General features: G+C 63.7%; 22 protein-coding genes, 1 tRNA gene and 1 pseudogene. 10 read left to right on the top strand and 14 right to left on the bottom strand.

Annotation, left to right across the window (positions count from 1 at the left end; translation table 11 throughout):
• Positions 1-37: 37 nt before the first annotated feature.
• Both DCY11_RS14515 and DCY11_RS14510 read right to left on the bottom strand, forming a co-directional pair.
• The gene (locus DCY11_RS14515) at positions 38-1,675 is read right to left on the bottom strand and encodes a serine hydrolase (protein ID WP_108683470.1); all 1,638 of its coding nucleotides are present in this window, start codon (positions 1,673-1,675) and stop codon (positions 38-40) included.
• Positions 1,676-1,831: 156 nt separating this feature from the next.
• Positions 1,832-1,918 (bottom strand) — tRNA-Leu (locus DCY11_RS14510).
• A 139-nt stretch (positions 1,919-2,057) separates the two neighbouring features.
• On the opposite strand from DCY11_RS14510, the gene lipB reads away from it, so the two are divergent.
• Positions 2,058-2,738, top strand: coding sequence for a lipoyl(octanoyl) transferase LipB (gene lipB / locus DCY11_RS14505; RefSeq protein WP_108683469.1), 681 nt, complete (start codon positions 2,058-2,060; stop codon positions 2,736-2,738).
• Here lipB and DCY11_RS14500 read toward each other — a convergent pair.
• Complete coding sequence (locus DCY11_RS14500) at positions 2,735-2,995, bottom strand: acylphosphatase (RefSeq protein WP_245409386.1); 261 nt, start codon at positions 2,993-2,995, stop codon at positions 2,735-2,737. The genes lipB and DCY11_RS14500 overlap by 4 nt on opposite strands.
• Before the next feature lie 41 nt (positions 2,996-3,036).
• A complete protein-coding gene (locus DCY11_RS14495; protein WP_108683467.1) occupies positions 3,037-5,058 on the bottom strand; it encodes an acetyl/propionyl/methylcrotonyl-CoA carboxylase subunit alpha in 2,022 nt (673 codons plus the stop codon).
• 220 nt (positions 5,059-5,278) lie between these two features.
• On the opposite strand from DCY11_RS14495, the gene DCY11_RS14490 reads away from it, so the two are divergent.
• Genes DCY11_RS14490 through DCY11_RS14480 form a run of 3 tightly spaced genes read left to right on the top strand, consistent with a single transcriptional unit; the run spans position 5,279 to position 10,157 of the window.
• Entirely contained in the window at positions 5,279-5,785 is a 507-nt protein-coding gene (locus DCY11_RS14490; RefSeq protein ID WP_108683466.1) for a GbsR/MarR family transcriptional regulator, read from the top strand.
• Between the two features lie 53 nt (positions 5,786-5,838).
• Complete coding sequence (locus tag DCY11_RS14485; RefSeq protein ID WP_108683465.1) at positions 5,839-6,984, top strand: efflux RND transporter periplasmic adaptor subunit; 1,146 nt, start codon at positions 5,839-5,841, stop codon at positions 6,982-6,984.
• A complete protein-coding gene (locus DCY11_RS14480) occupies positions 6,981-10,157 on the top strand; it encodes an efflux RND transporter permease subunit (RefSeq protein WP_108683464.1) in 3,177 nt (1,058 codons plus the stop codon). Before DCY11_RS14485 ends, DCY11_RS14480 begins: the two co-directional genes overlap by 4 nt.
• Positions 10,158-10,247: 90 nt before the next feature.
• Here DCY11_RS14480 and DCY11_RS14475 read toward each other — a convergent pair whose 3' ends face one another.
• Positions 10,248-10,955: a J domain-containing protein gene (locus DCY11_RS14475; RefSeq protein ID WP_159080051.1), complete on the bottom strand. Its 708-nt coding sequence runs from the start codon at positions 10,953-10,955 to the stop codon at positions 10,248-10,250.
• 370 nt (positions 10,956-11,325) lie between these two features.
• On the opposite strand from DCY11_RS14475, the gene DCY11_RS14470 reads away from it, so the two are divergent.
• The gene (locus DCY11_RS14470; protein WP_108683462.1) at positions 11,326-11,868 is read left to right on the top strand and encodes a hypothetical protein; all 543 of its coding nucleotides are present in this window, start codon (positions 11,326-11,328) and stop codon (positions 11,866-11,868) included.
• Positions 11,869-11,969: 101 nt separating this feature from the next.
• Here DCY11_RS14470 and DCY11_RS14465 read toward each other — a convergent pair whose 3' ends face one another.
• A complete protein-coding gene (locus tag DCY11_RS14465) occupies positions 11,970-12,242 on the bottom strand; it encodes a hypothetical protein (RefSeq protein ID WP_159080050.1) in 273 nt (90 codons plus the stop codon).
• 226 nt (positions 12,243-12,468) lie between these two features.
• On the opposite strand from DCY11_RS14465, the gene DCY11_RS14460 reads away from it, so the two are divergent.
• A complete protein-coding gene (locus DCY11_RS14460) occupies positions 12,469-13,518 on the top strand; it encodes a hypothetical protein (protein WP_108683460.1) in 1,050 nt (349 codons plus the stop codon).
• 7 nt (positions 13,519-13,525) lie between these two features.
• On the opposite strand, the gene DCY11_RS14455 is transcribed toward DCY11_RS14460, so the two are convergent.
• Positions 13,526-13,927, bottom strand: coding sequence for a hypothetical protein (locus DCY11_RS14455; protein ID WP_159080049.1), 402 nt, complete (start codon positions 13,925-13,927; stop codon positions 13,526-13,528).
• A gap of 235 nt (positions 13,928-14,162) precedes the next feature.
• Here DCY11_RS14455 and DCY11_RS14450 point away from each other — a divergent pair, with 235 nt between their 5' ends.
• The gene (locus DCY11_RS14450) at positions 14,163-15,413 is read left to right on the top strand and encodes an SLC13 family permease (RefSeq protein WP_208430478.1); all 1,251 of its coding nucleotides are present in this window, start codon (positions 14,163-14,165) and stop codon (positions 15,411-15,413) included.
• 13 nt (positions 15,414-15,426) lie between these two features.
• Here the strand turns inward: DCY11_RS14450 and DCY11_RS14445 are convergent, their stop codons facing one another.
• Positions 15,427-16,017 (bottom strand): helix-turn-helix domain-containing protein, encoded by a 591-nt coding sequence (locus DCY11_RS14445; protein WP_108683458.1) that lies wholly within the window; start codon positions 16,015-16,017, stop codon positions 15,427-15,429.
• Between the two features lie 156 nt (positions 16,018-16,173).
• Between DCY11_RS14445 and DCY11_RS14440 the strand changes: the two genes are divergently transcribed.
• From DCY11_RS14440 to DCY11_RS14430, 3 genes are all read left to right on the top strand, one after another.
• Complete coding sequence (locus tag DCY11_RS14440; protein ID WP_108683457.1) at positions 16,174-16,467, top strand: LysR family transcriptional regulator; 294 nt, start codon at positions 16,174-16,176, stop codon at positions 16,465-16,467.
• A 36-nt stretch (positions 16,468-16,503) separates the two neighbouring features.
• Positions 16,504-17,100 (top strand): hypothetical protein, encoded by a 597-nt coding sequence (locus DCY11_RS14435; protein ID WP_108683456.1) that lies wholly within the window; start codon positions 16,504-16,506, stop codon positions 17,098-17,100.
• A gap of 100 nt (positions 17,101-17,200) precedes the next feature.
• Positions 17,201-17,788 carry a DUF3365 domain-containing protein gene (locus DCY11_RS14430; RefSeq protein WP_108683455.1) on the top strand — a complete coding sequence of 196 codons (588 nt, stop codon included), beginning with the start codon at positions 17,201-17,203 and terminating at the stop codon, positions 17,786-17,788.
• A 29-nt stretch (positions 17,789-17,817) separates the two neighbouring features.
• On the opposite strand, the gene DCY11_RS14425 is transcribed toward DCY11_RS14430, so the two are convergent.
• From DCY11_RS14425 to DCY11_RS14400, 6 genes and pseudogenes are all read right to left on the bottom strand, one after another.
• Positions 17,818-19,350, bottom strand: coding sequence for an acyl-CoA carboxylase subunit beta (locus DCY11_RS14425; RefSeq protein WP_108683454.1), 1,533 nt, complete (start codon positions 19,348-19,350; stop codon positions 17,818-17,820).
• Positions 19,351-19,539: 189 nt separating this feature from the next.
• Entirely contained in the window at positions 19,540-20,280 is a 741-nt protein-coding gene (locus tag DCY11_RS14420; RefSeq protein ID WP_108683453.1) for an ATP12 family chaperone protein, read from the bottom strand.
• 33 nt (positions 20,281-20,313) lie between these two features.
• A complete protein-coding gene (locus DCY11_RS14415; protein WP_108683452.1) occupies positions 20,314-21,318 on the bottom strand; it encodes an RluA family pseudouridine synthase in 1,005 nt (334 codons plus the stop codon).
• Between the two features lie 19 nt (positions 21,319-21,337).
• Positions 21,338-21,712 (bottom strand): fluoride efflux transporter CrcB, encoded by a 375-nt coding sequence (crcB, locus tag DCY11_RS14410; RefSeq protein WP_108683451.1) that lies wholly within the window; start codon positions 21,710-21,712, stop codon positions 21,338-21,340.
• Positions 21,713-23,052, bottom strand: a pseudogene (locus DCY11_RS14405) (replication-associated recombination protein A). It lies immediately after the preceding gene.
• Positions 23,053-23,055: 3 nt separating this feature from the next.
• Positions 23,056-24,504: a DegQ family serine endoprotease gene (locus tag DCY11_RS14400; RefSeq protein ID WP_245409385.1), complete on the bottom strand. Its 1,449-nt coding sequence runs from the start codon at positions 24,502-24,504 to the stop codon at positions 23,056-23,058.
• Positions 24,505-24,699 lie beyond the last annotated feature (195 nt).

Here is a 24,699-nt window from a genome sequence, read left to right as displayed (position 1 = left end):
CAAGCGGTTGAATGCCGGCTCCGGTGCGGCCTTCGTGTCAGTTCCGCACAAAGGTGCCAAGTCCCGTCCGGTCATAGTAGTCGAGGACGACCTTGGACGCCTTGCCGTCCTCACCGACGGTGAAGATGGCGCCCGCGAGACCGTTGGCATTCTCGCCCACGGTCTCGAATCTGAAGGTGTCGCCGTCAAAGTGGGAGAGAGCAAACGTTGTCGGCGCGGCCTCCGGCCCCATCGTCATGGACAGGTTTCCGTCTGACACAGAGACGTCTAGCGGACCGTAGTATCCGTTGGCATACTGGCCGGCATAGGCGGTGAGGTCGCGGGCGGGCTCAGGCTTGGCCGGCACTTTGGTGTAGTCCACCTCCGGCGCTTCGGCCGCCGCCATCTGCTCGAAGACCATGCCAAGAAAACCGACCCAGTCCACGGTCTGGCGCCCGTTCGTCGCGACGTCGAGGAACGATTCGCCGATCGCCTCGGCAACGCCGATCGGTTGACCGTTGGTCAGGGTCACCACGCCGACATCCTCGCCAGGCAGGAAGATGATGTTGGTTGCAGTACCGAGTTCGAAGGCGCCCGAATGGCTGACGCGGACGCGGCCATGGTCGTCGTAGCCGACGTTCCAGCCAAAGCCATAGAAGCCAGTCCGGCTGGCGACGGAGCGCGGAGACCCGGGAATGACCTGCGGCGCGCGTGGCGCGGCAAGCGCGTCGGCATCGATGATCTCCTTGCCGTCCAGCGTGCCGTTTCGAAGTTGCAGACGCAGGAAACGCAGCACGTCGTTGAGCGAGGCACTGGCGCCGCCGGCGGGCGCCTCGGCGTCCGCGTTGCGATCGTAGAGAGCGTCCCAGGACCCGTCCCGGAGACGCTTGTGGATATGCGCCCGGTCCTCGTGCGCAAGATAGTCCGCGTGGCGATAGCTGGCGGTCTCCATGCCGGCCGGCACGAACAGCGCCTCGTCGGCAAGCTCCTCCCAGCTCTTATCCGCCGCGGCCGCGGCGGCGATGCCGCCGGACGTATACCCGAAGTTGGAGTAGTGATAGCTCGCACGGAACGCATCAGGCGGCTGCTGGTCGAGATGGGACAGGATGTAGGCCCGGTCGAAACCGAGATCCTCCAGAAGATCGCCTGCCCCCGTATGAAGACCGCTCCGATGCGACAGGAGATCGGCGATCGTGGCGTGCTCGGTGACGTAAGGGTCGTTCAGGGCGAAAGCGGGATTGTGCTCCTTTGCCGGATCGTCCCATTTAACGACACCATCCCCGACCAGCTTGGCGACGACCGTCGACGCGATGGGCTTCGACACCGAAGCCAGCAGGAACACCGTGTCGGGATCGATCTCGCCCGGTTTGCCCACTTCCCGAACACCGAACCCTTTGGCGTAGATCACCTTGTCCTTGTAGACGACACCGACCGCGATGCCGGGGACCCCTGTTCTGTTCATGGCGCTCTCGACGATGCCGTCGAGCGCCGCTGTGGCCTTGTCGATGTCGGCTTGGTCGAAGAGCGGCGGCACCGGCGAGACAGGCGCCTTCAGCAGCGGTTTCGCCCCCTCTTCCGCCGCGGCGGGCCCGGCAGCCAGGATGCAAGCCAGGCAGACGCCGCTCAATGCGGCGAAGACCACGCGGCGAACACCACGAAGGGCGGAAGTGCGGCTTGATACGGCAGGAACGGGCATGCGGTGTACTCCGGTGCTTTGGGCGCCGGACACTATCGCAGGGCCGTGAGCGTTACCAGCTTCGGTGGGCGGCGCGTCATGGGCGCGCGCGGCCGTAGCACCCGCCGCTTCAGGCGCGGGCACCGCCAAGTACCAAAATATGGATGAGAATGAGAGTGGTGCGGTCGAGAAGACTCGAACTTCCACGGGAGTTACCCCACAGCGACCTCAACGCTGCGCGTCTACCAATTCCGCCACGACCGCAAGATACCTCGAAAGCTGCCCGGATACGGCTAAGCGCCATCCAAAGCGAAGCATTTCGTTTCGGTGCGCTGCCTTAGCAAACCTACCCCGTTGGTGCAAGATGCGCCGCGCTGGACTTTGATTTAAGGATTGCGGGCCCATGCCCTCTGCTCTCGAAACCCCCGCCGGGACGTCCGAAACCGCGGCGCGCCCCACCCCGCACTTGGAGTGGATCGTGGCGCCCGCCCCCGCCCCTTACGAGGAGGCTCTCGCCTTCATGGAGGCGCGCGTCGCGGCGATCGCAGACGGAGCCAAGGCCGAATGCATCTGGCTGCTCGAGCACCCGCCCCTTTATACCGCCGGCACCAGCGCCGATCCGGCCGAGCTGGTCGACCCGGACCGCTTCCCGATCTACGAAGCCGGACGCGGCGGGCGCTACACCTATCATGGGCCGGGCCAGCGGGTGGCCTATGTCATGCTCGACCTCAAAGCGCGGGGCCGCGACGTGCGACGCCTGGTGACGGGTCTGGAGGACTGGCTGATCGCGACCCTTTCGGCACTCGGCGTCGCCGGTGAGCGGAGCCACAGCGGCGTCGGCGTCTTTGTCGGAGAGGCGAAGATCGCCTCCATCGGCGTCCGCATCCGCCGCTGGGTGTCGTTTCACGGCGTCAGCCTGAACGTCTCTCCGAACCTGGAACACTTCTCAGGCATCGTGCCCTGCGGCCTGCACGGAACGCCCGTGACGAGCCTCGAGGCGCTCGGGGCCGAAACCGACATGGCCCGCGTCGATGCGGCCTTGCGGACGAGCTTCGAGAAGGTGTTCGGCCTGCCGGCAGCCTAGTGTGTAGGGAGAACCTGGAAGCCTGAGGGCGGCGCGCCACCTTCGTCGGTGACGACGACCTTGCTGACGCGGGCATCCGGCGAGCCCTCCGCGCAGCGGCGCAGCATCTCGTCCACCTGCAGCGCGTGGCCGGAAAATACCGCCTCAACGCTGCCATCGCGCCGGTTGCGCACCCAGCCCTCGAGATCGAGCCGATTCGCCATCTGCTCGGTCCAGGCGCGGTAATAGACGCCCTGGACGCGACCTTCGATCCGCACGGTGACTGTCTTCCGGGCCGGCGTCACCACGCCTTCCGCTTCTATTCGAACTCGAGGATGACAGCGTCCACGTTGAGGCTGTCGCCGGGCTCGGCGTGAATCTTCGATACGATGCCGTCCACCTCGGACTTGAGCACGTTCTCCATCTTCATCGCCTCGACGACACAGAGCGTCTCACCCGCGGACACTTCCTGCCCTTCCTCGACGGCCAGCGAGACGACCAGGCCCGGCATCGGGCACAGGAGGAATTTGGACATGTCCGGCTTTTCCTTCACCGGCATCACGGCGAGATAGTTTGCCTCACGCTCGGTGAAGACACGGACGGGCACTTCCACGCCCTGATAGGTCAGGTGCACGCCATTCAGGATCGACCGGACTTGCACGGCGACTGGTTCGCCATCGACCGTACCTTCGAAGACAGGCTCGCCGAACCACCAGTTCGAATTCAGTTCGATGGTGCGCTCAGGCTCGCCGGTGCCCTCGCCGCCGAGCGTCGCACGCATCGGGAAATCGCGGCCCTCGACCCGAACGCGGACCAGGTCGCCGTCGCCCAGCTCGACTAGACGGTCACCGGAAAAGCAAACCGGCTCCCCGTGCATCTGCTGGGTGATCATGCGGCGGCGGTTGTTGGAAAGGTGATCGATGCTTGCCGAGACAGCCGCCAGCACGTCGCGAATCCGTCCCTCGGGCACCGGCGGCGTGAACCCGTCCGGAAACTCCTCGGCGATGAATTTTGTCGAGATGTCGCCCGAGCGCCAACGCTCGTTCCGCATGAGAACGGCGAGGAAGGGAATGTTGTGGCGGAAGCCGTCGATCGCAAAGGCATCCAATGCCTGCCCCATCGCATCGATCGCCTCGATACGCGTCGGCGCGTAGGTGACGAGTTTGGCGATCATCGGATCGTAGTAGACCGAGATCTCGCCACCCTCTTCCACACCCGTGTCCAGCCGCGTGGTGATACCGTTCTCGGTGCCGAGAAACGGCGGCCGGAAGTGGACCAGGCGCCCCGTGGACGGCAGGAAGTTCCGCACGGGATCTTCCGCATAAATACGGGACTCGATCGCGGACCCGGTGAGGGTCACATCTTTCTGCTTGAGGCCAAGCTTCTCGCCACTGGCGACCTTCAGCATCTGCTCGACGAGGTCGAGCCCCGTCACGAACTCGGTCACGGGGTGTTCCACCTGGAGCCGCGTGTTCATCTCCAGGAAGTAGAAGTTCTTGTCCTTGTCGACGATGAACTCAACGGTGCCGGCAGAGTCGTAGTCTACGGCCTTTGCCAGCGCGACCGCCTCGGCGCCCATGGCCGCGCGCGTCTTCTCGTCGAGGAAGGGGCTGGGCGCCTCTTCGAGGACCTTCTGATTGCGGCGCTGAATGGAGCATTCGCGCTCGCCGAGATGAATGACATTGCCGTGCTTATCGCCGAGCACCTGAATTTCGATGTGGCGGGGCTCTTCGATGAACTTTTCGATGAAGACGCGATCATCGCCAAAGCTCGACTTCGCCTCTGACTGGGACGAGGCAAAACCTTCCGCCACCTCGTCGCTGCTATAGGCGATACGCATGCCCTTGCCACCGCCGCCGGCAGACGCCTTGATCATTACGGGATAGCCGATGTCGTCGGCGATCTTGACGGCCTCCTCCGGCGTCTCGATCACGCCGAGATAGCCAGGGACGGTCGAGACCTTGGCAGCGGCGGCGAGCTTCTTGGACTCGATCTTGTCGCCCATGGCCTCGATGGCCTTGGGGTTGGGGCCGACGAAGATGATCCCAGCCTTCTTGAGCGCTTTGGCGAAGGCGGCATTCTCCGACAGGAAGCCGTAACCCGGATGGATCGCGTCGGCGCCCGTTTCCTTGGCCGCCTCGATGATCTTGTCCATGACGAGATAGGATTGCGCCGCGGCCGCGGGCCCGATCGCTACGGCCTCATCAGCCATATAGACATGCAGCGCATCGCGGTCAGCCTCCGAATAGACGGCAACGGTCTCAATCCCGAGCCGCTTCGCCGTGCGGATGACGCGGCAGGCAATTTCCCCACGATTGGCGATGAGTAGCTTTTTGATCATCGGGTCCCCAGTCCAAATTTTTGTCCAGGCTTTCTAGAGGGAAGCACGGGACGAGTAAACTAGCCAACGGGTCTATTGTGCAGCTTGAGGCTCCTCCACGCAGCCGCGTCGCAAGGGGCAAAACCCGCCGAATCCCGCCTCTTGCAACTCCCAATCGGCAAGGACACTATTCAGTACGTTCAGTCTTGACTGAACGTACTGAACGACATAGCTATCAGGCATGACAAGCAAAGCTGACAAAGCGATCGCAGAGTTCGTCGAACAGATGGGTCTGATCCTCCAGGCGGAGGGACTGCCCCGTATCGCCGGCCACATTATGGGCCTCATGATTATGCATGAAGGGCCGTTCAGCCTGAGCCAATTGGCCGAGCGCCTGAAGGTTAGCCGGGCGAGCATCAGTACGAATACGCGGCTGCTGGAGGACTTGGAAGTTATCGTCCGGACCGCCAAACCCGGCGACCGGCAGGTCTACTTTACGTTGAGCCCCCGGCCCTATGCGCGCATGTTGCGCGGCATGATACGGCGAATGCGGCGTGCGCGGGACGTGGTCGAAAGCACCCAGGTGGCTTTGCCGGAGGGAATGACGGACACCCACGAGCGGCTTCAGGAGCTGGACGAATTCTACGAAGTGCTTATCGACATGTTCGCGGACCTCATCGACACGTGGGACGCGGACCGCAGCGGGCTAGTGAAGCAGACGAGGAACGGCGATAGGCCGTCCGCATAGCCGCGAGCGGCGGACGGTTCGCAAGACACGCACAACGAGTGGAACGGTTACCCTTGAAAAAGTCATATGTCATCGCTGCGGTCCTCGCCTGCGCCCTCACCGCCTGGGTGCTCGGCGGCTATTACCTGCGCACCTCCGGCAAGGAGGTCGCGGAAACGGCTGAGAAGTCCGAGGTCCTTCCCGCAATGAAGGTCTCGGTCCGCACCCAAGAAGCTGAGCCCGTATCCCAGGTCGTCGTCGCCCAAGGGCAGACGGAGCCGAACCGGACGGTCACGATCCGCGCTGAGACCATGGGCCAAGTGTCCGAGATTCTCGCCGAAGAAGGCAGCACCGTGAAGACGGGAGACGTCATTGTTCGCCTCGAGGAGAACGACCGCGAAGCGCGGATCGCCCGGGCGAAGGCGCATGTGCGCGAGCAGGAAAGCGCCTTCCAGGCGGCCGAAGCCCTCGGCAAGAAGGGCTATCAGTCCCAGCGGCAAGCTGACCAAGTCTTTTCGTCGCTGCAAACGGCGAAGCACGAGCTTCAAGAGGCGCTCATCGAGCTCGAGCGCATTGAGATCAAGGCACCCTTCGAGGGAGCGGTTCTGTCGCGCCCCGTCGAACTCGGCACGTATGTCGATACCAACGGCGAAGTGGCGACCATCGTGGACAACGACCCTCTCGTTGTCAGCGTCCAGATTCCCCAGCAGAAGGTCGCCGATCTCAAAAAGGGTCAGATCGCGTCCGTGCACTTCGCAACCGGTCAGGAGCGTGACGGCAAGATCCGCTATATCGCCGCGCGGGCCGACGAAGGGACCCGCACATTCCGGGTGGAAATCGAACTGCCCAACGCGGATGGCTCGATACCGTCCGGCATCAGCGCCGAAGCAACCATCCCCACGGGATCGGTGCTGGCCCAGTTTCTTTCGCCTGCCGACCTGTCTCTGAACGAGGCCGGCGCCCTCGGGGTCAAGACGGTCGACGACAAGGACCAGGTCGAGTTCCACGAGGCACAAATCGTCATGTCCGATGCCAACGGCGCTTGGGTCACCGGCCTTCCCAAGACGGCTCGCATCATCACACTCGGCCATGGCTATGTGCAGATCGGCGAGAAGGTTCAAGTCGCTGAAGAAGAAGGAAGCAGCGGCGTCGCCGACACGTCGGAGGCATCCCCGCAGGTGGCGACTGGAAACGTCCCGAAGCCGACGGCAGCACGATGAACGCGATTATTGACGCCGCTTTCGAGCGAACGCGCACGGTCGTGCTCGCGTTCGTCATGATCGTCGTGATGGGCGCGATCGCCTACACGACGATCCCGAAAGAAGCCGATCCGGACATTCAGATCCCCATCATCTACGTCTCGATGACCTATGAGGGCATCTCGCCTGAGGATTCCGAACGGCTGCTCGTGCGTCCGATGGAGAAGGAGCTCCAGTCTATCGAGGGCATCAAGGAGATGCGCTCGATGGCGGGCGAAGGCTATGGCTCGGTCACGCTCGAATTCTACGCCGGCTTTGATTCCAACAAGGCCCTCGCAGACGTGCGCGAGAAGGTCGACATCGCGCGGGCGGAGCTGCCGGTCGAAACCGACGAACCCCGCGTGAACGAAGTCAACATCGCCCTCTTCCCCGTGATCACGGTCGGGCTGTCGGGGAACGTGCCGGAACGCACGCTCGTACGCATCGCCCGAGATCTCCGGGACAAGATCGAAGGGTTGAGCGGCGTGCTCGACGTGGATATTGGCGGCGACCGGGAGGAGTTGCTCGAGGTCGTTGTCGATCCGATGATGCTCGAGACATACAACATCTCCTTCGCCGACATTTCGAACACCGTTGCGCGCAACAACAGGCTCGTGGCCGCAGGCGCGCTAGAGTCCGTCGCCGGACGCACGCTCCTCAAGGTCCCCGGCGTCCTCGAAGACGTCCGGGATATTCTTGACCTGCCGGTGAAAGTCTCTGGCGATACCGTCGTCAAGTTCAGCGACGTTGCCTCCGTGCGGCGCACCTTCAAGGACCCGCAAGGCTTTGCGCGGGTCGGCGGCAATCCGGCCCTGGCGCTCGAGGTCAAGAAGCGCGTCGGCGCCAATATCGTCGAGACCATCGAAGACGTCCGCCGCATTGTCTCGGAGGAGCAGGCCAACTGGCCGCCCGGTGTCGAAGTCAGCTACATGCAGGATAAGTCGAAGCAGATTCGCGACATCCTGGCCGACCTTCAGAACAACGTGCTGGCCGCGATCGCGCTCGTGATGATCGTCATCGTTGCCGCGATCGGCATACGGCCGGCCATCCTTGTCGGCCTCGCCATTCCAGGCTCGTTTCTGGCCGGCATCCTCGCCATCTCCTGGATCGGACTGACGCTGAACATCGTCGTCTTGTTCAGCCTGATCCTGGTGGTCGGCATGCTCGTGGACGGCGCCATCGTCACGACGGAACTGGCCGACCGCAAGATGCTCGAGGGACAAAGTCCCAAACAGGCTTACGCGGAAGCGGCGAAACGCATGGCGTGGCCGATCACCGCCTCCACCGCCACGACGCTGGCCGTGTTCCTTCCGTTGCTTTTCTGGCCAGGCATCGTCGGCGAATTCATGAAGTTCCTGCCGATCACCGTTCTCGTCACGCTCGCCGCCTCGCTGGCCATGGCGCTCGTGTTCATTCCCGTTCTGGGCGGCCTCATCGGCTCGGCCGACAAGAGCAACACCCACCTGCTCGAAGCGATCCGCGCAGCCGAAGACGGCGATCTCAACAAGATCGGCGGGATGGCCGGGGGGTACCTCCGGCTGCTGCGGGGACTGCTGGCTCATCCGGCCAAGGTTCTCGGCGTGGCGGTGGTGCTCCTCATCGGGACCTATGCCGCGTTCGGCGTGTTCGGACGCGGCGTCGAGTTCTTCCCCGATGTCGATCAAGACATTGGCCAAGTTCAGGTCCGCGCGCGCGGTGACCTGTCGGTCACGGAAATGGACGCCATCGTGCGCAAGGTTGAGGCGCGCCTGCTGACGATGCCCTATTTCGACGCCGTGTATGCCCGAACCATCGGCTCGGGCGCGGGACCCTCGCAAAACGAAATGGCCGAAGACGTCATCGGCGTCGTCCAGTTCGAAATGATGAACTGGCGCACGCGCCCGCCCGCGTCCCAGGTTCTCCAGGAGGTCCGCAACCGGACGGCCGATATTCCGGGCGTCATCCTCGAAGTACGTAAACAGGAGGCGGGCCCCTCGGCCGGCAAGCCCCTCGAACTTCTGGTCACCTCGCGCGATCCGAAGAAGATGACCGGGGTCGTCGAGCAAGTGCTCGAACAGATTGATAAGATCGGCGGCTTCGTCGACATCGAGGACAGCCGTCCCCTCCCCGGCATCGAGTGGCGCGTCAAAGTCGACCGCGAACGGGCGGCCCGCCAGGGCGCCGACGTCACGCTTGTCGGGCAAGTCGTGAGCATGGTCACGAACGGCCTGTACGTGGCCGAGTACCGGCCGGACGATGCCGACGAGGAAGTGGAGATCCGGCTGCGCGTGCCCTTCGACAAGCGCAACCTCGAACAGCTGAACCGCCTGCGTCTGACGACGGACAAGGGACAGGTCCCGATCGGCAATTTCGTTCGCTTCGTGCCCGCACAGAAGACAGGCTTCCTCAAGCGCACCGAGGCGCGCCGAATTCTTGAGATCAAGGCTGACGTTGCCGACGGACTCCTCGTCGACGAGCAAGTGCGCAAGCTCAAGGCCGCGGTCGCCGAGATGGACCTCGATCCCTCCGTGAGCATCCGATTCAAAGGACAGGACGAGGACCAGCAAGAGGCGGCCAACTTCCTCATGGCGGCCTTCTTCATCGCCATCTTCATGATGGTCGCGATCCTGGTGACCCAGTTCAACAGCTTCTATCAGACGACGCTGGTGCTGAGTGCGATCGTGTTCTCGACGGCAGGCGTGATGATTGGACTGCTCGCGACCAATCAGCCGTTCGGCATCGTGATGTGCGGCATCGGCATCATCGCGCTCGCCGGCATTGTCGTAAACAACAACATCGTGCTTATCGATACGTATAACGACTTGCGGTCACAAGGCATGCCGGCGCAAGAAGCCATCCTGCGCACCGCTGCCCAACGTGTTCGCCCGGTTCTGTTGACCTCGATCACCACCGTCTTGGGGCTCGTGCCTATGGTCTTCGCAATCAGCATCGACATTATCGGCCAGGACGTCTCCATCGGCGCGCCCTCGACGCAGTGGTGGACGCAGCTCTCGAGCGCCATCGCCGGCGGCTTGACCTTCGCGACGATCCTGACGCTTCTGCTGACGCCCTGCCTGCTCATGCTGGGGGACAACGTCACGGAGTGGTGGCGCCGCCGCGCTGCCAGGCGCGCGGACCGTCTTGGCGGTGCGAGCCCGCAGCAGGCTGCCGAGTAACGGCGCACTGACGCTGCGCAATCAGACCTTGCTTGGATTTGTCGACAGTAAATGCAGGCAGTGCCGCCGCATGACGCGGCGGTATGCGCCCTAACCGAAGGCGGTCGGCTCGGCCTCTTTGGGCATGGCCTCGGCCCGGGATGGGCTCGTGTTCAGGATCGCCGCCAGTTCGTCCAGCGAGACCAGGATGTCGTTGAGCGCCTCGACAACCTCCTCGGACGGGGCGGCGGCCGTCTCGTCGATAAAGGAGTAGTCCTCGAGAATCACCAGCGCCCGCTCCAGGTGACCGATGATGCCCTCGTTCTTCTTGATCTGACCCTGGATGGCCACCTCGTGCCAATCGAGCACCCGCGCCACCAGATCGCCCTCGCCTTCTTCTTTCCGCTTGGCCCGCGCGCGCAGCCGGGCGAGCCGTTCGCCGGCGCGCTGCTGGTGGGCAACGCTCGCCTTGCGGGCGGCGATGTCGTCCTTGATCGCTTTTTCGATCAGGTCGCCGATATCCAGCGTGGCCAGGTCCTGTTCGGCATGAATAATGAGGCCGAGTTTCTCTGCGATAATTTCGATAGCCCCGCCGTCCCGATTGTCGGGCTGCGCGAGCTCGACTTCACCCGTCTTGTCGTAATGGGCCCGGCGGTCTTCGTCCGACAGCACCGAATAGGCCACCACGAGCTGGTTGAACGCTTCAACCGTGCCCCCCGTGTCCGGGTGCGCCGTCTTGGCTTTCTTTCGATAGGCTTTGTGGATGTCCTTGCGCGGCGCGGTTCGCTTGATCCCCAAGATTTTGTACAGATCGATCACCGTAATCCCCCGCCGGCCCCGGAAAATCCCCGGGAAAATCCCATTTCGCTCCGGCCCCCCAGAGCGAACGCATCTCTTAAACGCAGCACTGAAACCTTAACGTCTCATGACGATGGTTTGTGTCTTGCTCATGGCATCCGACATATTGGGGCACCCGAGACGGCGCGAAAAGTGCCGTTTCCCGCGCCAGACCACAATCATAACGTCGCTCGACCCGGCTGGTTCCAGCTTGGCAGCGCTTGAGCAAAAGTTGGTAAGGCACTATGCCAATGGTCACTTATGCCCGCGGGCCAAGAACGCATAACATGGATGCCAGACATCCTGTGCCCAACACCGGGTTCCACGAATTCAAACTAGGGAAGAAACGCACATGCCACGAGTATTTATCCTTGCCGCCCTCGCCCTATGCCTCGGTCTGACGGGCCTGAGCACGGCGTCCCATGCCGCCGAGGTGCAGGGACAGGCCAAGATGATTCTGGACCCGGCGGTTCACGGGCTGAAGCGCCTGGAACCGCTGCAGCTTGGCGTCGATGGCGACTCCAGCAAGATGACCCCGACCGAATACACGCTGAAGTCTGGCCAGGGTTATCGCTGGAAGATCGAGGCCTCAGACCTGACCGAATACGCGCTGGTCATGCCGGAATTCGTGCGGAACATTTGGATCCGCAAGATCGAAGTCGGCGAGCCTGAAGTCGAGATCAAGGCCGTCACCTTCGACGAGCTTGAATTCGAAGACGGCGGTGAGGTGGAGCTCTTCTTCGTCGCGGTCCGCCCCGGCACCTACAAGTTCGGCCCGCGTGGCCTGATGGAACGCGGCATGGTCGGCACGATCACCGTCGAGGGACCGGACAGCCTCAACATTGCGCCGATGAGACGCGGCAAGGCGGCCGATGACGACGACGACGAGAAATAGCCGGCGCTAGTCGCAGCGCTCGATCAGACATGACAATGCCCGCCCCGACATCGGGGCGGGCATTTTTGTTGTTCCCGCTGTTCTAGTCCGTCAGCACACGGTCAGTCGAACGAGTGGCCCCAGCGTTGGGTCGCACGGGCCTTGGTGACCTCGCCGGAATTGATCAAAGCCGCCACGCAGGTCCGCGACAGGCTCTGCCCGGCCTTGTCCATGCAGCGTCGCAGACCTGGGTCGTCGATCGCATGCGCGGAACAGAAGCGCTTGTAGTCGTTGCGGCAGGCGCCCTGGACGGTGCCCGAATAGGCCAAGGCGGACGAGGCGAACGCGGCAAGCGTTGCGCCAAACACGAGTGTGGGGAGAAGTCTCCCGGACATTAGCAATACTCCTTTTTGCTCGGTGCCCCTCTGAGCATCGTCGCGACCGTCGCATAGGCCGCATGAACCGCCGATGAATGGTGTCCGCTGGGACGGCGTAGGCAGTCCTCGGGTAGCGACGATCCAACACAAGCGGTTTTTTGCGGACAAGGGCGCCGAACTCATGCCACGGTTGGCAACCATCGTTGAGTCCAAATCACGCGCCCTCTTCTGACCGGGACCCAAGGTGTATCTTCTCCTTGCCGTCATAGTCCTTTTGCTTCTCTTTGCGGCGTCTTATGGCGGCCCCGGTACATGGGTCGCGCTCGCATCGACGACCCTGTCGGTCCTGCTCGTCGCCGGCGTCGCCTTCATCGCCAACGCCGGAAGCGCCGGGCCCTATTTCAACGCACTCGCCGCACAATCGCCGACGCTGTTCAAAGCCGGGGTGGAGGATCTTGCTTTCGCCGCGGAAAGCACAGCGGCGGCGTTCGCGGAGGGACGGCAGCGCGCTGCCGCCGAGGAGACAGCCATTCAATCCACGGCACCGACACCGCCCGTACCCGACACAAGCGGCCAGGATACCGGCGACTGGCTCGATCTCAGTTGGCTGACCCCGGCCGATTGGCTCTTCGCCGCAACGGACTGGCTCGATCCTGCGGGCTGGTTCGAGACGCAAGAACCGAGCGCGCCCGAAGTCGACATCCGCGTGGGCAACGAAGCCCCGGCAACGCCCAAACCTCAAGCGCGAGCTCCGCAGGCGGAACCACAAGCACCGATGCCGACGGTCCGTTCGATGATGCATCCGCGCGACGAGGCCGCGCAGCGTCCTGCCGCCGACGCGCCTTCTTACCGGATTGTCACCGCTCCTTCGGAAGAAGCCGCGCCCACCACCGGATCGCTTCCCGACAATCCCAGCACGCCGGTGACGTGGCTCGCGGGCGCAAGCACTCCCGCAGGCATGAGCAATGTCCTGCTCACGGGGACGAATGTCTCGAACCAACCGCTTGAGGATGTTCAGGCGACATTGAAGCCCGATTCCGGAGCAAGGCCCACCGGCCTCGACAATGTTGCGCTCAGCCTACGCGTTGAGGGTCCGGATGGAACGGCCGTGCCAACTGCTTCCGTACCGCCCGGCGCGCGGTTTCACCTGGAAGCCGCGGGACTATCCAACGATGCCGCAAACGAGCTTGGCGCCGCCATCGTATCCTTCGCGTACTCGCAAGGCGGACGGCGCCGCACCTCGATCATGTATCTGAAGCAAACCGCCCTTGGTGGCGGCATGGTACCGCAATAGGCGTGCGCTACTCGGCGCTCGCAGGCTCGCCGACCTCTTTGGCCTTCCGTACAAGCTCGTTCAGCGACATCTGGCAATAAGGGCGCAAGCCCGACTCGCCGCTGCGCTCGAGAATCTTGAAGCTGTCGTTCTTGTCGGCAACCGCCTGCCGCTTCAGATGCGCTGTGTTGAGGTCATGGTCCCGGCCTAGATAATACTTCTCGATCGCCACCAGCGCGGTGCCGGCCGTGTCGACATCGTCTTTCGTCAATTGCGCGTGCCGCGCGCATTGCTCGACGATCTCGTACTCGGCGTAATAGTTCTTGAGCGCCACCGACAGGCTGATCGCCGCGCCGGCCGGAGCCGCCGCTACGGCCGCACCGGCCAAAATCATCCCACACACGCCGAAATGGCGAGCCAAAAGCCGCATCTTCCAATCCCCTGAAGCTGATTTCCAAGCGGAGCGCCACTTGGTAACCGAGTTTCCGCGCCGCAACAATGGCGGGGAGGCAACACTCGCGCCCCGATTTGCCAAAGCACCCCGATACGCCCGGCTCCGAGTAACGTCCGGCGTCGATCGATGCTAAATCTCGCACCACTCTCGCTCGAAGCCGGGCGCCGTCGTCTTCAAGAACGCGAAGTCAGGACCACGAAGACTTAAGTCCATGATCACGACCAGCCTGATTGTCTCGTGCCTGATTTTCCTGCTCATTGCGATCCGGCAATGGCTGCCGCCGTCGGTGCGGATCTGGCACATCATGGTCGCGGGCGCAGGTCTGCTACTCCTGCTGGGAGAGATTTCTCCGGCCAAGGCCTGGGCAGCGATCGATTGGAACGTCATCGCATACCTGTTCGGCGTCTTCGCAATCGGTTCCGCCCTCTATGACGCCGGCGTCTCACACCTGATCGGCCGGCGCATCGCCGCCATGTCAGCGCAAAACGCGGCGCTCGCCGTGGTGATCGTGGCCACGACGATCTGCTCGGCGGTGCTGACCAACGACGCGTCGGCCATCATCGGCACGCCGATCATTCTGATGCTCGCTCGGGCCTTGCGCCTACCCGCGGGACCCCTCCTCATTGCACTGTGCGCCACCGTCACGGTCGGCAGCATGTTCAGCCCCGTCGGCAACCCGCAGAACATTCTGATCGCAACCCGCGGCGGTCTCGCAAATCCGGTGGCCACATTCCTGTTGTGGTTGACCGTGCCGACGGCGCTGTCGCTGGTCGTCGTCTATCTATGGTCGCGTTTCCTGGTCTCGCGCGGCAATGACGGCGCCAACATCGATCTCCACGACCTGCCGGAGCCGTCGGCCAACGGCAGCGCCTGGCCGGCTTACCTCGGCGTTGGGCTCCTGGTCGTGCTGATCGTGGGCGACAGTGTGATGCAGGGCTTGGGGCACACCCAGAGGATCCCGTTCGGGGTCGCGAGCCTCATCGCCTGCGCGCCCGTATTTCTCTTCAGCCCCAATCGCGTGGCGGTCTTCAAGGAACTCGACTGGGCCACCCTCGCCTTCTTCGTGGCCATGTTCATCGTGACCGGCTCACTGCTGCAATCCGGCTCGCTGCAGGCCGTGCTCGGGGCGCGGCAAGCCGACCTCGGCGAATTGCCCGTGATCGCGCTCGTGAGTTTTTGGGCCAGCCAGATCTTCTCCAACGTGCCGGTGGTCGAGATCTATCTCCATCTCGTGCATGACTGGGAGAGTCCCGAACTGATGATGCTCGCCGGCATTTCCACCCTGGCCGGCAACCTCTTCATCATCAGCGCGGCGAGCAACGTGATCGTCGTTCAGCAGGCGGAGCGTTTCGGCAAGACGCCCTTCACGTTCTGGCAGTTCACCGTGGGCGTGCTGCCCATCACCGTCGCCTCTGTCTCCATCACCTATGTGTGGATCGCGTTCGTCGCGTCGAAGGTCTGAGAGACCCTGCCGGCTAGGACGTGCCGGACACGACCACGACGGCACGGCACGGCTGTTTGCCTTTTTGGCTGTAGCTGTGCGGGAAGCCAGGATTGAAATAGGTCGAGTCGCCCTCATGCAGATCGACAGCCTCAGTCTCGAATGACAGCTGAAGCGTGCCCCGAACCACATAGATGAACTCGCTGCCGGCGTGCCGGTGCAGCGAGGTGGGTTCAGCCCCCGGCTCGAACGTGGCGAGATAGGCATCCATTCGCCGGTCGGTCACGGAGAAATCGAGCGACTCGAACCAATAGGTCGGAGCTGCACCGTCCGTCCGGTTCGGAAGCCGGAGCCTGTCAGCGCGCCGGACCACGGTGGCCTTGGGGCGCTTCGCCTCGTCTTCGAAGAAATGGTCCAGCCCCACCCCGAAGACGGTCGCGATCCGCATGAGCGTCGGCAGAGTTGGCACCAATTGGCCGGTCTCGATCTTCGACAACAACCCCGCCGACATCCCGGTGTGATCGCCAAGGCGAACCAGGCTCAGTTCCTTCGACTTGCGCAGCCGGCGGATCTTTGGACCGATTTCGTATCTCTCGAGACCGAGTGTTTCAGCGGCCGTTTCCATCGCCTCGTCTCCATTTTCACCAGCGATCAAATCTCAGTTCCACGTTTTTATCCTGATGCAAAATAGTTTGCACATCACGAAATCTTGTGTGGCGCGAGGGCGGCCTCTGGCCTTCAATCGGGGCAGTGAAACGATGCAAGGATTTGTGGAAGCACAATGAACGAGTGGATCCCGAAAAGATCGATCGGCGCGATCCCGCTAAACGGCCTGCGGACCTTCGACGTCGTGGTGCGGCACATGTCGCTGAAGAAGGCCGCCGGGGAACTGAACGTCACGCCCTCGGCCGTCAGTCACCGTCTACGCGTGCTTGAACGCGTTCTGGGCTGCAGGCTGATCCACCGCCAGGGAGCGGAGTTGCGGCTCACAGAGAACGGCCGCAGGCTTGCACCCGCGCTTGCGCATGGATTTGAGATCATCATCGAGGCGGTCGGCAATCTGCAGCCGGAGTAACCAGCCTCGCGGTGGAGGCGGAAGGAAGGACTGGCCATGTACGGATCACTGATGGGCAACATCGTCCGGGCTCTGATCGCCGCGTTGCTCACCGTCGCCGCCGTTGGCTGCGGCACGCTGGCGGCCGCGGCCGAAATCGAAGCTGTGCTGTCCATGGGACCAATCGAAACGGCGCCCTCGAAACGCGCCAGCTGGTTCCGCGAGACGGCAGCAAGCGAACGCCGTGAACCCGAACCGCCGTCGAAGCTCGCCATCATCGCCTGCCGCGTGGAGACTCAGTCAGGGAAGCCTGGCGTGTCCGGACCGGCCGTCACCGAGCCCGACTGGCGCTTGCCGTTGGAGTGCATGCGGATCGTGGAAACCGTGACCGACGCGGCGGCCATGACGAAGCTCTGGCTGCGGCCAATGCAGCCTAACCTCGCCGAACATGGCACGTGCGCCGAGGTCGCCATGAACTACGCACCGGAATGGGAGGCCTCGCACCGCAACTGGCTGATCGTCAAGATCGGCTGCCCGACCGCGATCGTCGATGCGGACGGCCGCACCATCGGCTGGCACATGCCCGAATGCCAGGGCACCCTGCCCGGCACCACCTATCCGTTACGTTGCCGCTTCGACCCCAGCGAGATCTAACGGGGTCCCCACCTAAGGCGTTGCGGCAAAGATCGCGACGTTTGCCGTGACGGCGACAAATTCTGCCGCCAGTGTCGGTCTTCCATTGTCAGGAGAGCCGATGAGATACCGATCCGCTTGCGTCGCCCTATCGCTCTGCCTCGCAACCTCGGTTCCGGCGGCAGTTGCCGAGAACGCCGAACCGACCGAAGCCGCCAGGGCGGACCAATCGAGGCATCTTTCGAAGAGCTATGGCGAGAAGCTCAAGGCTGCACTCGTTGGCGCCATGAAGGCCGGCGGCCCTGAATCGGCGATTGCTTTCTGCAACGTGGCAGCGCCCGAGATGGCAAAGCAGAGCACGGTCAAGTCGGGCTGGTCCCTGGGACGCACGGCCCTGAAAGTGCGGAACCCGGAAAACGCACCGGACGAATGGGAGCGCACCGTCTTGTTGGAATTTCAGGACAAGATCAACCAGGGCGCGGACGCCAAGTCTCTGGAGCACTACGAAACGACGACCAAGGACGACGAGCGCGTGTTTCGCTACATGAAGGCCATCCCGACGCAAGGCCCCTGCCTTACCTGCCATGGCTCGAATGTCAGTCCGTCCGTGAAGGCGACGATCGAAGAGTTCTACCCCGACGATCAGGCGACCGGCTTTGAACTCGGCGAACTACGCGGCGCCTTCACGATCACGCAGCCGATGCCGTAGGACAGTTACACCGTCAGGCTGGCTTTGCCCTACAGCGGGATGTTGTCGTGCTTCTTCCAGGGGTTTTCGATGTGCTTGTTGCGCAGCATCTGCAGGCCCCGGCAGATCCGCATGCGCGTGCCCTGGGGCATGATCACCTCGTCGATATAGCCGCGCTCGGCAGCGACGAACGGATTGGCGAAGCGCGCCTGATACTGGTCGATGCGCTTTTGGATCTTCTCCGGATCGCCGAGCTCCGAGCGATAAAGAATCTCCGCGGCGCCCTTCGCACCCATCACCGCGATCTCGGCCGACGGCCAGGCATAGTTCAGATCGCCGCGGATATGCTTTGAGCTCATGACGTCGTACGCGCCGCCATAGGCCTTGCGGGTGATGACGGTGATCTTCGGTACGGTGGCCTCGGTGAAGGCGAAGAGGAGCTTGGCGCCGTGCTTGATGAGGCCGCCATATTCCTGGTCCGTGCCCGGCAGGAAGCCCGGCACGTCCACGAAGGTGACGATCGGAATGGAGAAGCAATCGCAGAAGCGGACAAAGCGCGCCGCCTTGCGGGAGGCGTCGCTGTCCAGCACGCCCGCCAGCACCATGGGCTGGTTGGCGACGATACCCACCGTGCGCCCTTCCATGCGGGCGAAGCCGATGACGATGTTCCGGGCGAAGGTCTCCTGGACCTCGAAGAAGTCGCCCTCGTCCACAACTTTGTGGATCAGTTCCTTGATGTCGTACGGCTTGTTCGGATTGTCCGGGATGAGCGTGTTGAGCGAGGGATCCTCGCGGTCCCACGGATCGCGCGTCGGCAGTTCCGGCACGCCGGAGAGGTTCGACGTCGGCAGGAAGTCCATCAGGCGGCGCATCTGCAAAAGCGCCTCGATGTCGTTGTCGTAGGCGCCGTCAGCGATCGAGGACTTGGTGGTGTGGACGGAGGCGCCGCCCAGCTGCTCGGCCGTGACCTCTTCCTTGGTCACGGTCTTCACCACGTCGGGACCCGTGACGAACATGTAGGACGTGTCACGCACCATGAAGATGAAGTCGGTCATGGCCGGCGAATAGACGTCGCCGCCCGCGCACGGCCCCATGATGACGCTGATCTGCGGGATGACACCGGAGGCCTGGACGTTACGCAGGAACACCTCGCCATAGCCGCCCAGCGCCGCCACGCCTTCCTGAATGCGCGCGCCGCCAGCGTCGAACAGGCCGATGACCGGCGCGCGGTTGCGCAGCGCCATGTCCTGAACCTTGATCATCTTGTTGGCGTGGGCTTCGGACAGCGAGCCGCCGAACACGGTGAAGTCCTTGGCGATCGCATAGACCACGCGGCCGTTGATCGTGCCCCACCCGGTCACCACGCCGTCGCCCGGCACCTTCGTGTCCGCCATGCCGAAATCGGCGCAGCGGTGCTCCACATACATGTCGAACTCTTCGAAGGAGTTATCGTCGAGAAGGAGCTGAAGCCGCTCCCGCGCAGTCAGCTTGCCGCGCTTGTGCTGGGCGTCGATACGCTTCTCGCCGCCGCCCATACGGGCCTTGGCACGGCGGATTTCCAGCTCTTCGATGACTTCTTTCATTGCGAAAACTCCCCCAGCGGCGGCTTCGGACCACGGCCGCAAGTCAGCATGACACTTTTGCCAAGGTCCATAGCATGGCGGGAAAGCCAGGCAAATGGGGAAGGGTTGGCCCGCTCATCGAAAGTTCACCCGGTCTGGGAAGGCCCTGACTCTCTTTCGAAAGACCGGCCTCCAACCGATTCAAAGGAATCAGGAAAGTGCCAGCAGCTTGGCGGCCGCCTCGAAGTCGGCTTTGCGGTTCTTGCGGCGTTGTCTGGCCTCCGCATCCTCGCCCCACTGACTGATCTGCCAGTCCTCATCCACGTGCGCGGCGTCCCACGCGGCCTCCGGTGAGAGCTCGCCCCGGGCCACCGCGAGCGGCAGAAGCGCGGAGCCCGTCAGCGTGGTCATCACGTGCAGCGCGGCCAGTTTGAGGGCGTCCAGCGCCTCGATCTCGGCACGTAGCGCCGCGAGCGAGGCCTCCGGCTGGGGTATATGCATGACGCCCTCGGCGAGGCTCATGGGCGCGCCTAAGGCTCCAGAGGCCCAGGCCAGCACCGGGTCCCACGCCTCCGCCTGAAGGGCCAGAAGCCCCTCGGGCCCGCTGGCCCGGTAGCATAGGAGGTCCGAGCCGGCGTGAGCCACAATATCGTCGACCACCGCCGCCTCCTGCCCGACCACGCCGTCGATGGCCGAGTTGACCAGCTTGGTCAGCGGCATCGTGTGCGGATCGATCCTATCGCCTTGCGCGCGCCACTCGTCTGCGATGGCCTCGGCCAACGCCGCATTGGGAACGGTGAGCGGGGCCTTGCCTGGGGTGCGCACGGGGCGCCCGTCGAGGAGGATGGCAGCCTGCCCGCCCTCGTCCGAAACGGTCACTTCCTTGTAGAAGCGCTTCGGAAGACTCGGCTTTTCGAAACCGGGCGCGGTCTTCTTTTCCTGGTCGCTCATGGTGTCATCCAACCTTGCCGAACCACGCCGCGCCTAGCCGCACGAGACGCCACAAACATCGTCATCCTCGTCCATGTCGCCGCCCTTGGGCGAGAACCCAAACGCTGCGAACGCCGCCTCCATATGGGGTGACAGTGGCGCCGTGACGTCGACGACGCCCTCGCCGCTCGGATGCGGGAAGGCGATGCGCCGCGCATGCAGATGCAAGCGCCGCTCGATGCCTTCGGGCAGTTCGATCTCACTCGGGTATTTCGTATCCCCCAGGATCGGATGGCCGAGTATCGCCATATGGGCGCGGAGCTGATGCTGGCGCCCCGTGACGGGCTTGAGCGACATGAGCGCCACCTGCTGCGCAGCCCTGTCTATCACGGCGTAATGGGTCACGGCGGACTGAGCCTTGTCCTGCTCGCCGGGACGGGCTTTTCGCACCCGCTCGCCGTCGGGCGTTGCGGCCTTCACCAACGCCGCGTCGATCTTGCCTTGCGGCGGCCTCGGTACCCCATGCACCAGCGCCCAATAGATCTTCCGCACCGAGCGCGTCTGAAAGGCCTTGCCAAGCTTGGCGGCGACGGACCGCTTCTTGGCGATCACCAAGACCCCGGACGTATCGCGATCGAGCCGATGCACCAGGCGCGGCCGCGTCTGCGGACTGTGTCCCATCCCTTCCAGCAGCCGGTCGATATGCTGGGCGGTCTTCGTGCCTCCCTGGACCGCCAGACCCGACGGCTTGTTGAGGATCAGGAGGTCGTTGTCCTCATAGAGCGTGATCGACTTGAGGAAGGCCCGGTCCGCCTTCGAGAGCGGTTTGGCAGTTCCCGGAGGCGGCGGGGCATCCGGCAGCGGCGGCACGCGGACGCTCTGGCCGGCCTCGAGGCGCGTGTTCGCCTTGACCCGGCCGCCGTCGACCCGCACCTGGCCCGTGCGCAGCAGCTTCTCCAGGCGTCCATGGGGTACTTGGGCGTAATGAGCCTTGAACCAGCGGTCCAGGCGCATCCCGTCTTCCTCATCCGTGACGTTGCGTGTCTCGACAGGAGCCATGGTCAGGTCCGTCCCATGGCTACAGCGCACGCACGAGGGCCAGCCCTGCGAAGAGCGCGGCGACGGAAATGAAAACAGAAGCAGCGAAGTAGAGCCCTGCGTTCAGATAGTCGTGACGGACGACCAGATTGGCGAAATCCGCCGAGAAGGACGAGAAGGTCGTGAAGCCGCCCAGCACACCGAGCGCGAGGAATGCGCGGAGATCCTGGTGCACCGTCCAGCGCAGCGCCATGGATTCGATCAGGACGCCCATCAAGAAGCACCCGAGGACGTTGGCCATGAGCGTGCCCCAGGGAAAGCTGAAGCCCACCAGCCGCACCATGGCGAGGCCGAGTAGATAGCGTGCCGAAGCGCCGATCGCGCCGCCCGCGGCCACGCTCAAGAGTGTGCTCACCTAAGCCTCCCCGGCCCGTTTCGCGCGGATCTGCGCCCAGCGCGCCAGCCGCGCCCGGATCTCGGCCTCGTAGCCCCGGTCCGTCGGCGCGTAGAAATGCTGACGCTCCATGGCTTCCGGAAAATAGTCCTGCCCGGAAAAGCCTTCCGCCTCGTTATGGTCGTAGGCGTAGTCCCGGCCATAGCCCTCTTGCTCCATGAGCTTGGTCGGGGCATTGAGAATGTGCTTGGGCGGCAGCAGCGATCCGCTCTCCTGCGCGACGCGCGCCGAGGCCTTGAAGGCCATATAGGCGGCGTTCGATTTCGGCGCCGTGGCCAGATAAACGGTCGCCTGAGCCAGGGCGAGTTCCCCCTCGGGCGACCCCAGGAAATCATAGGCGTCCTTCGCCGCGTTCGCCTGCAGCAACGCAGCGGGGTCCGCCATGCCGATATCCTCCACCGCCATGCGCACCAGACGCCGGGCGATGTAGAGCGGATCCTCGCCACCGGCGAACATGCGCGCGAGCCAGTAAAGCGCCGCATCGGGGTCGGAGCCCGCACCGATTTATGCAGCGCGCTGATGAGGTTGTAGTGGCCGTCTTGACCTTTGTCGTAGATCGGGGCGCGCCGCTGAACGAGCCGGCCGAGCCCCTCCCGGTCGACAATGGTCTTGGACCCTGGCGGAACCGCCAGGAACACATCCTCGACCAGGTTGATGAGCCCGCGCCCATCGCCGTCGGCCATGGAGATCAAGGTCGCCCGGGCGTCGTCGTCGAGCGGCAGCTTCCGTCCCTCATGCGCCTCGGCACGCTCGATCAACGCCTCGAGCGTGGCGTCATCCAGCCGCTTGAAAGTCAGCACGCTGGCCCGGGACAGAAGCGCCGAATTCAGCTCGAAGGACGGGTTCTCCGTGGTCGCGCCGACCAGCACGATCGTGCCGTCTTCCATATGGGGCAGGAAGGCATCCTGCTGCGAGCGGTTGAAGCGATGGATCTCGTCGATGAACAGCAGCGTGCCCCGCCCCGCCTCGCGCTTGGCCTTGGCCGCATCGAAGACTTTGCGCAAATCCGCGACGCCCGATTGGATCGCCGAAAGCTGCTCGAAATGAAGGTCGGTCACCTCGGCCAGAAGGCGTGCGACGGTGGTCTTGCCGGTCCCCGGCGGCCCCCAGAAGATCACCGAGGTCAAACGGCCTGCCCCCACCATGCGGCCGAGAAGCCCATCACCCAGGAGATGATCCTGGCCGATGACTTCGTCCAGGGTCTGGGGGCGTAAGCGATCGGCAAGCGGGCGCGGCGCAGTGTCGGCGAGGCCCGCCGCCTCGAACAGGTTTGCCGCCCCCTTTGCCGTACCCCTGGCCATGGTTCAGCCTCGCACCGTGAGATCGAACACCTTGCCGCCACGCTCGATGGCGAGCCGCCAGCGGTCCGTCCGGATCTGCAGGAGAACACTCAACTGCTTTACGGACTCGACCTCCTGCTCATTCACGCCGACGATCATGTCGCCGGGCCGCAAGCCCAGACGCCCCGCATTGGAGCGGCTCTCGACCTTCGTCACGACGACACCCTTGTCGCCCACATCGTCGAGCCCCAGCTCGGAACTCACCGCCGGAGACAGATTGGCCACGCTGCTGCCCGCGAACGGGTTCGCACCCGTGACCTCGCGCTCGTCACGCGGCGGATCCTCGATGGGCGCCACGGTCGCGATGGTCGTGCGGAAGCGCTTGCCGTCCCGGTACAGGCCAAGCTCGACGGTGTTGCCGACGCCCTTGGTGACGAAGCGGTATTGGAGCGCTTCCGGATCCTGGATGTCCCTGCCGTCGAAGCTCACGATCACGTCGCCGACCTGCAGCCCGGCGGTCTTGGCGGGCCCCTTCTCGTGCACCCGCGTGACCATGGCGCCGGCCGGGCGATCCAGCCCGAGCGATTCCGCAAGGTCAGACGTCAGCGCCTGCAACGAGGCGCCGAGCCAGGGCCGTTGCACCTTGCCGCCTTTGAGCGCGGATTGAACGACCACCTGCACCATGTTGGAAGGAATCGCGAATCCGATCCCGTGCGAGCCGCCGCTCTTCGAGAAGATGGCCGTGTTGATGCCGACCAACTGCCCGTTCATGTCGACCAGCGCGCCGCCCGAATTGCCCGGATTGATGGCCGCATCCGTCTGGATGAAGAACTGATAGTCGGAAATACCGACCTTGGTGCGCGCCAGCGCCGACACGATACCGCTCGTCACCGTCTGCCCTACGCCGAAGGGGTCGCCGATGGCGAGCACGAGATCGCCGACCTCGAGACCGTCGGAATTGGCGAACTGCACCGCCGGGAACTCAGCCCCGTCCGCATCCAGGCGCAGCACGGCTAGATCGGTCTGGTCGTCCTTGAGCAGGATCTTCGCCGGGAACTCACGGCCATCGTTCAGGGCCACGGTGATCTCCGAGTCCTCGCCGCCGCGGATGACGTGATAATTCGTCACCACGACCCCATCCTTGCCGACAAGAACACCGGACCCCAGCGAATTCTGGATGCGCTCCCGTGGAGCGCCGAACTGTTGGCCGAAGAAGCGGCGGAAGAACGGGTCGTTGAAGAGCGGCGAAACCGATTGCTTGACCCTGTGGCGGACATAGACGTTCACGACGGCCGGCGCGGCCCGCTTCACCACGGGCGCAAAGGACTGCTGGACCGCAGCCGCACTCTTGGGAACGACCTTGGTCACCACCTCGTCCTGCGCAGATGCGCTGCCGAGCGGGCCCAAGCAAAGCATCACGGTGACAAGGGCAATATTGCCAATTCTTCGCAGCAAAAAGTCCAAACCTGTCATCTTTCGCTCTGTTAATGAATCTGAAGAAGATGGAACGCGCACCTTGGAGGGTGCAAGACTGATCAACCGTCTTCCAAACAAAACAGGCGGTCTTGCGGCGATAAGGAGCATAATTCACCTCCGAATCGGGCGGGACAAATGCCCCTCCGCCGCCCCTTTTTGAACTAAGATGCCGCGCTGGTGAAGGCCTTCACC

Source organism: Methyloceanibacter sp. wino2 (genome assembly GCF_003071365.1).
GTDB lineage: Bacteria > Pseudomonadota > Alphaproteobacteria > Rhizobiales > Methyloligellaceae > Methyloceanibacter.
This window is presented reverse-complemented; position numbering and strand designations above follow the sequence as displayed.

Excerpts from the sequence above, each read along its gene's own strand:
- DCY11_RS14445 (WP_108683458.1), bottom strand. The coding sequence starts at position 16,017 with ATGGAAACGGCCGCTGAAACACTCGGTCTCGAGAGATACGAAATCGGT.
- DCY11_RS14480 (WP_108683464.1), top strand. The coding sequence starts at position 6,981 with ATGAACGCGATTATTGACGCCGCTTTCGAGCGAACGCGCACGGTCGTG.
- DCY11_RS14515 (WP_108683470.1), bottom strand. The coding sequence starts at position 1,675 with ATGCCCGTTCCTGCCGTATCAAGCCGCACTTCCGCCCTTCGTGGTGTT.
- DCY11_RS14470 (WP_108683462.1), top strand. The coding sequence starts at position 11,326 with ATGCCACGAGTATTTATCCTTGCCGCCCTCGCCCTATGCCTCGGTCTG.
- DCY11_RS14425 (WP_108683454.1), bottom strand. The coding sequence starts at position 19,350 with ATGAAAGAAGTCATCGAAGAGCTGGAAATCCGCCGTGCCAAGGCCCGT.
- DCY11_RS14400 (WP_245409385.1), bottom strand. The coding sequence starts at position 24,504 with ATGACAGGTTTGGACTTTTTGCTGCGAAGAATTGGCAATATTGCCCTT.
- lipB (WP_108683469.1), top strand. The coding sequence starts at position 2,058 with ATGCCCTCTGCTCTCGAAACCCCCGCCGGGACGTCCGAAACCGCGGCG.
- DCY11_RS14450 (WP_208430478.1), top strand. The coding sequence starts at position 14,163 with ATGATCACGACCAGCCTGATTGTCTCGTGCCTGATTTTCCTGCTCATT.
- DCY11_RS14435 (WP_108683456.1), top strand. The coding sequence starts at position 16,504 with ATGTACGGATCACTGATGGGCAACATCGTCCGGGCTCTGATCGCCGCG.
- DCY11_RS14495 (WP_108683467.1), bottom strand. The coding sequence starts at position 5,058 with ATGATCAAAAAGCTACTCATCGCCAATCGTGGGGAAATTGCCTGCCGC.
- DCY11_RS14490 (WP_108683466.1), top strand. The coding sequence starts at position 5,279 with ATGACAAGCAAAGCTGACAAAGCGATCGCAGAGTTCGTCGAACAGATG.
- DCY11_RS14440 (WP_108683457.1), top strand. The coding sequence starts at position 16,174 with ATGAACGAGTGGATCCCGAAAAGATCGATCGGCGCGATCCCGCTAAAC.
- DCY11_RS14420 (WP_108683453.1), bottom strand. The coding sequence starts at position 20,280 with ATGAGCGACCAGGAAAAGAAGACCGCGCCCGGTTTCGAAAAGCCGAGT.
- DCY11_RS14455 (WP_159080049.1), bottom strand. The coding sequence starts at position 13,927 with ATGCGGCTTTTGGCTCGCCATTTCGGCGTGTGTGGGATGATTTTGGCC.
- DCY11_RS14430 (WP_108683455.1), top strand. The coding sequence starts at position 17,201 with ATGAGATACCGATCCGCTTGCGTCGCCCTATCGCTCTGCCTCGCAACC.
- DCY11_RS14415 (WP_108683452.1), bottom strand. The coding sequence starts at position 21,318 with ATGGCTCCTGTCGAGACACGCAACGTCACGGATGAGGAAGACGGGATG.
- DCY11_RS14465 (WP_159080050.1), bottom strand. The coding sequence starts at position 12,242 with ATGTCCGGGAGACTTCTCCCCACACTCGTGTTTGGCGCAACGCTTGCC.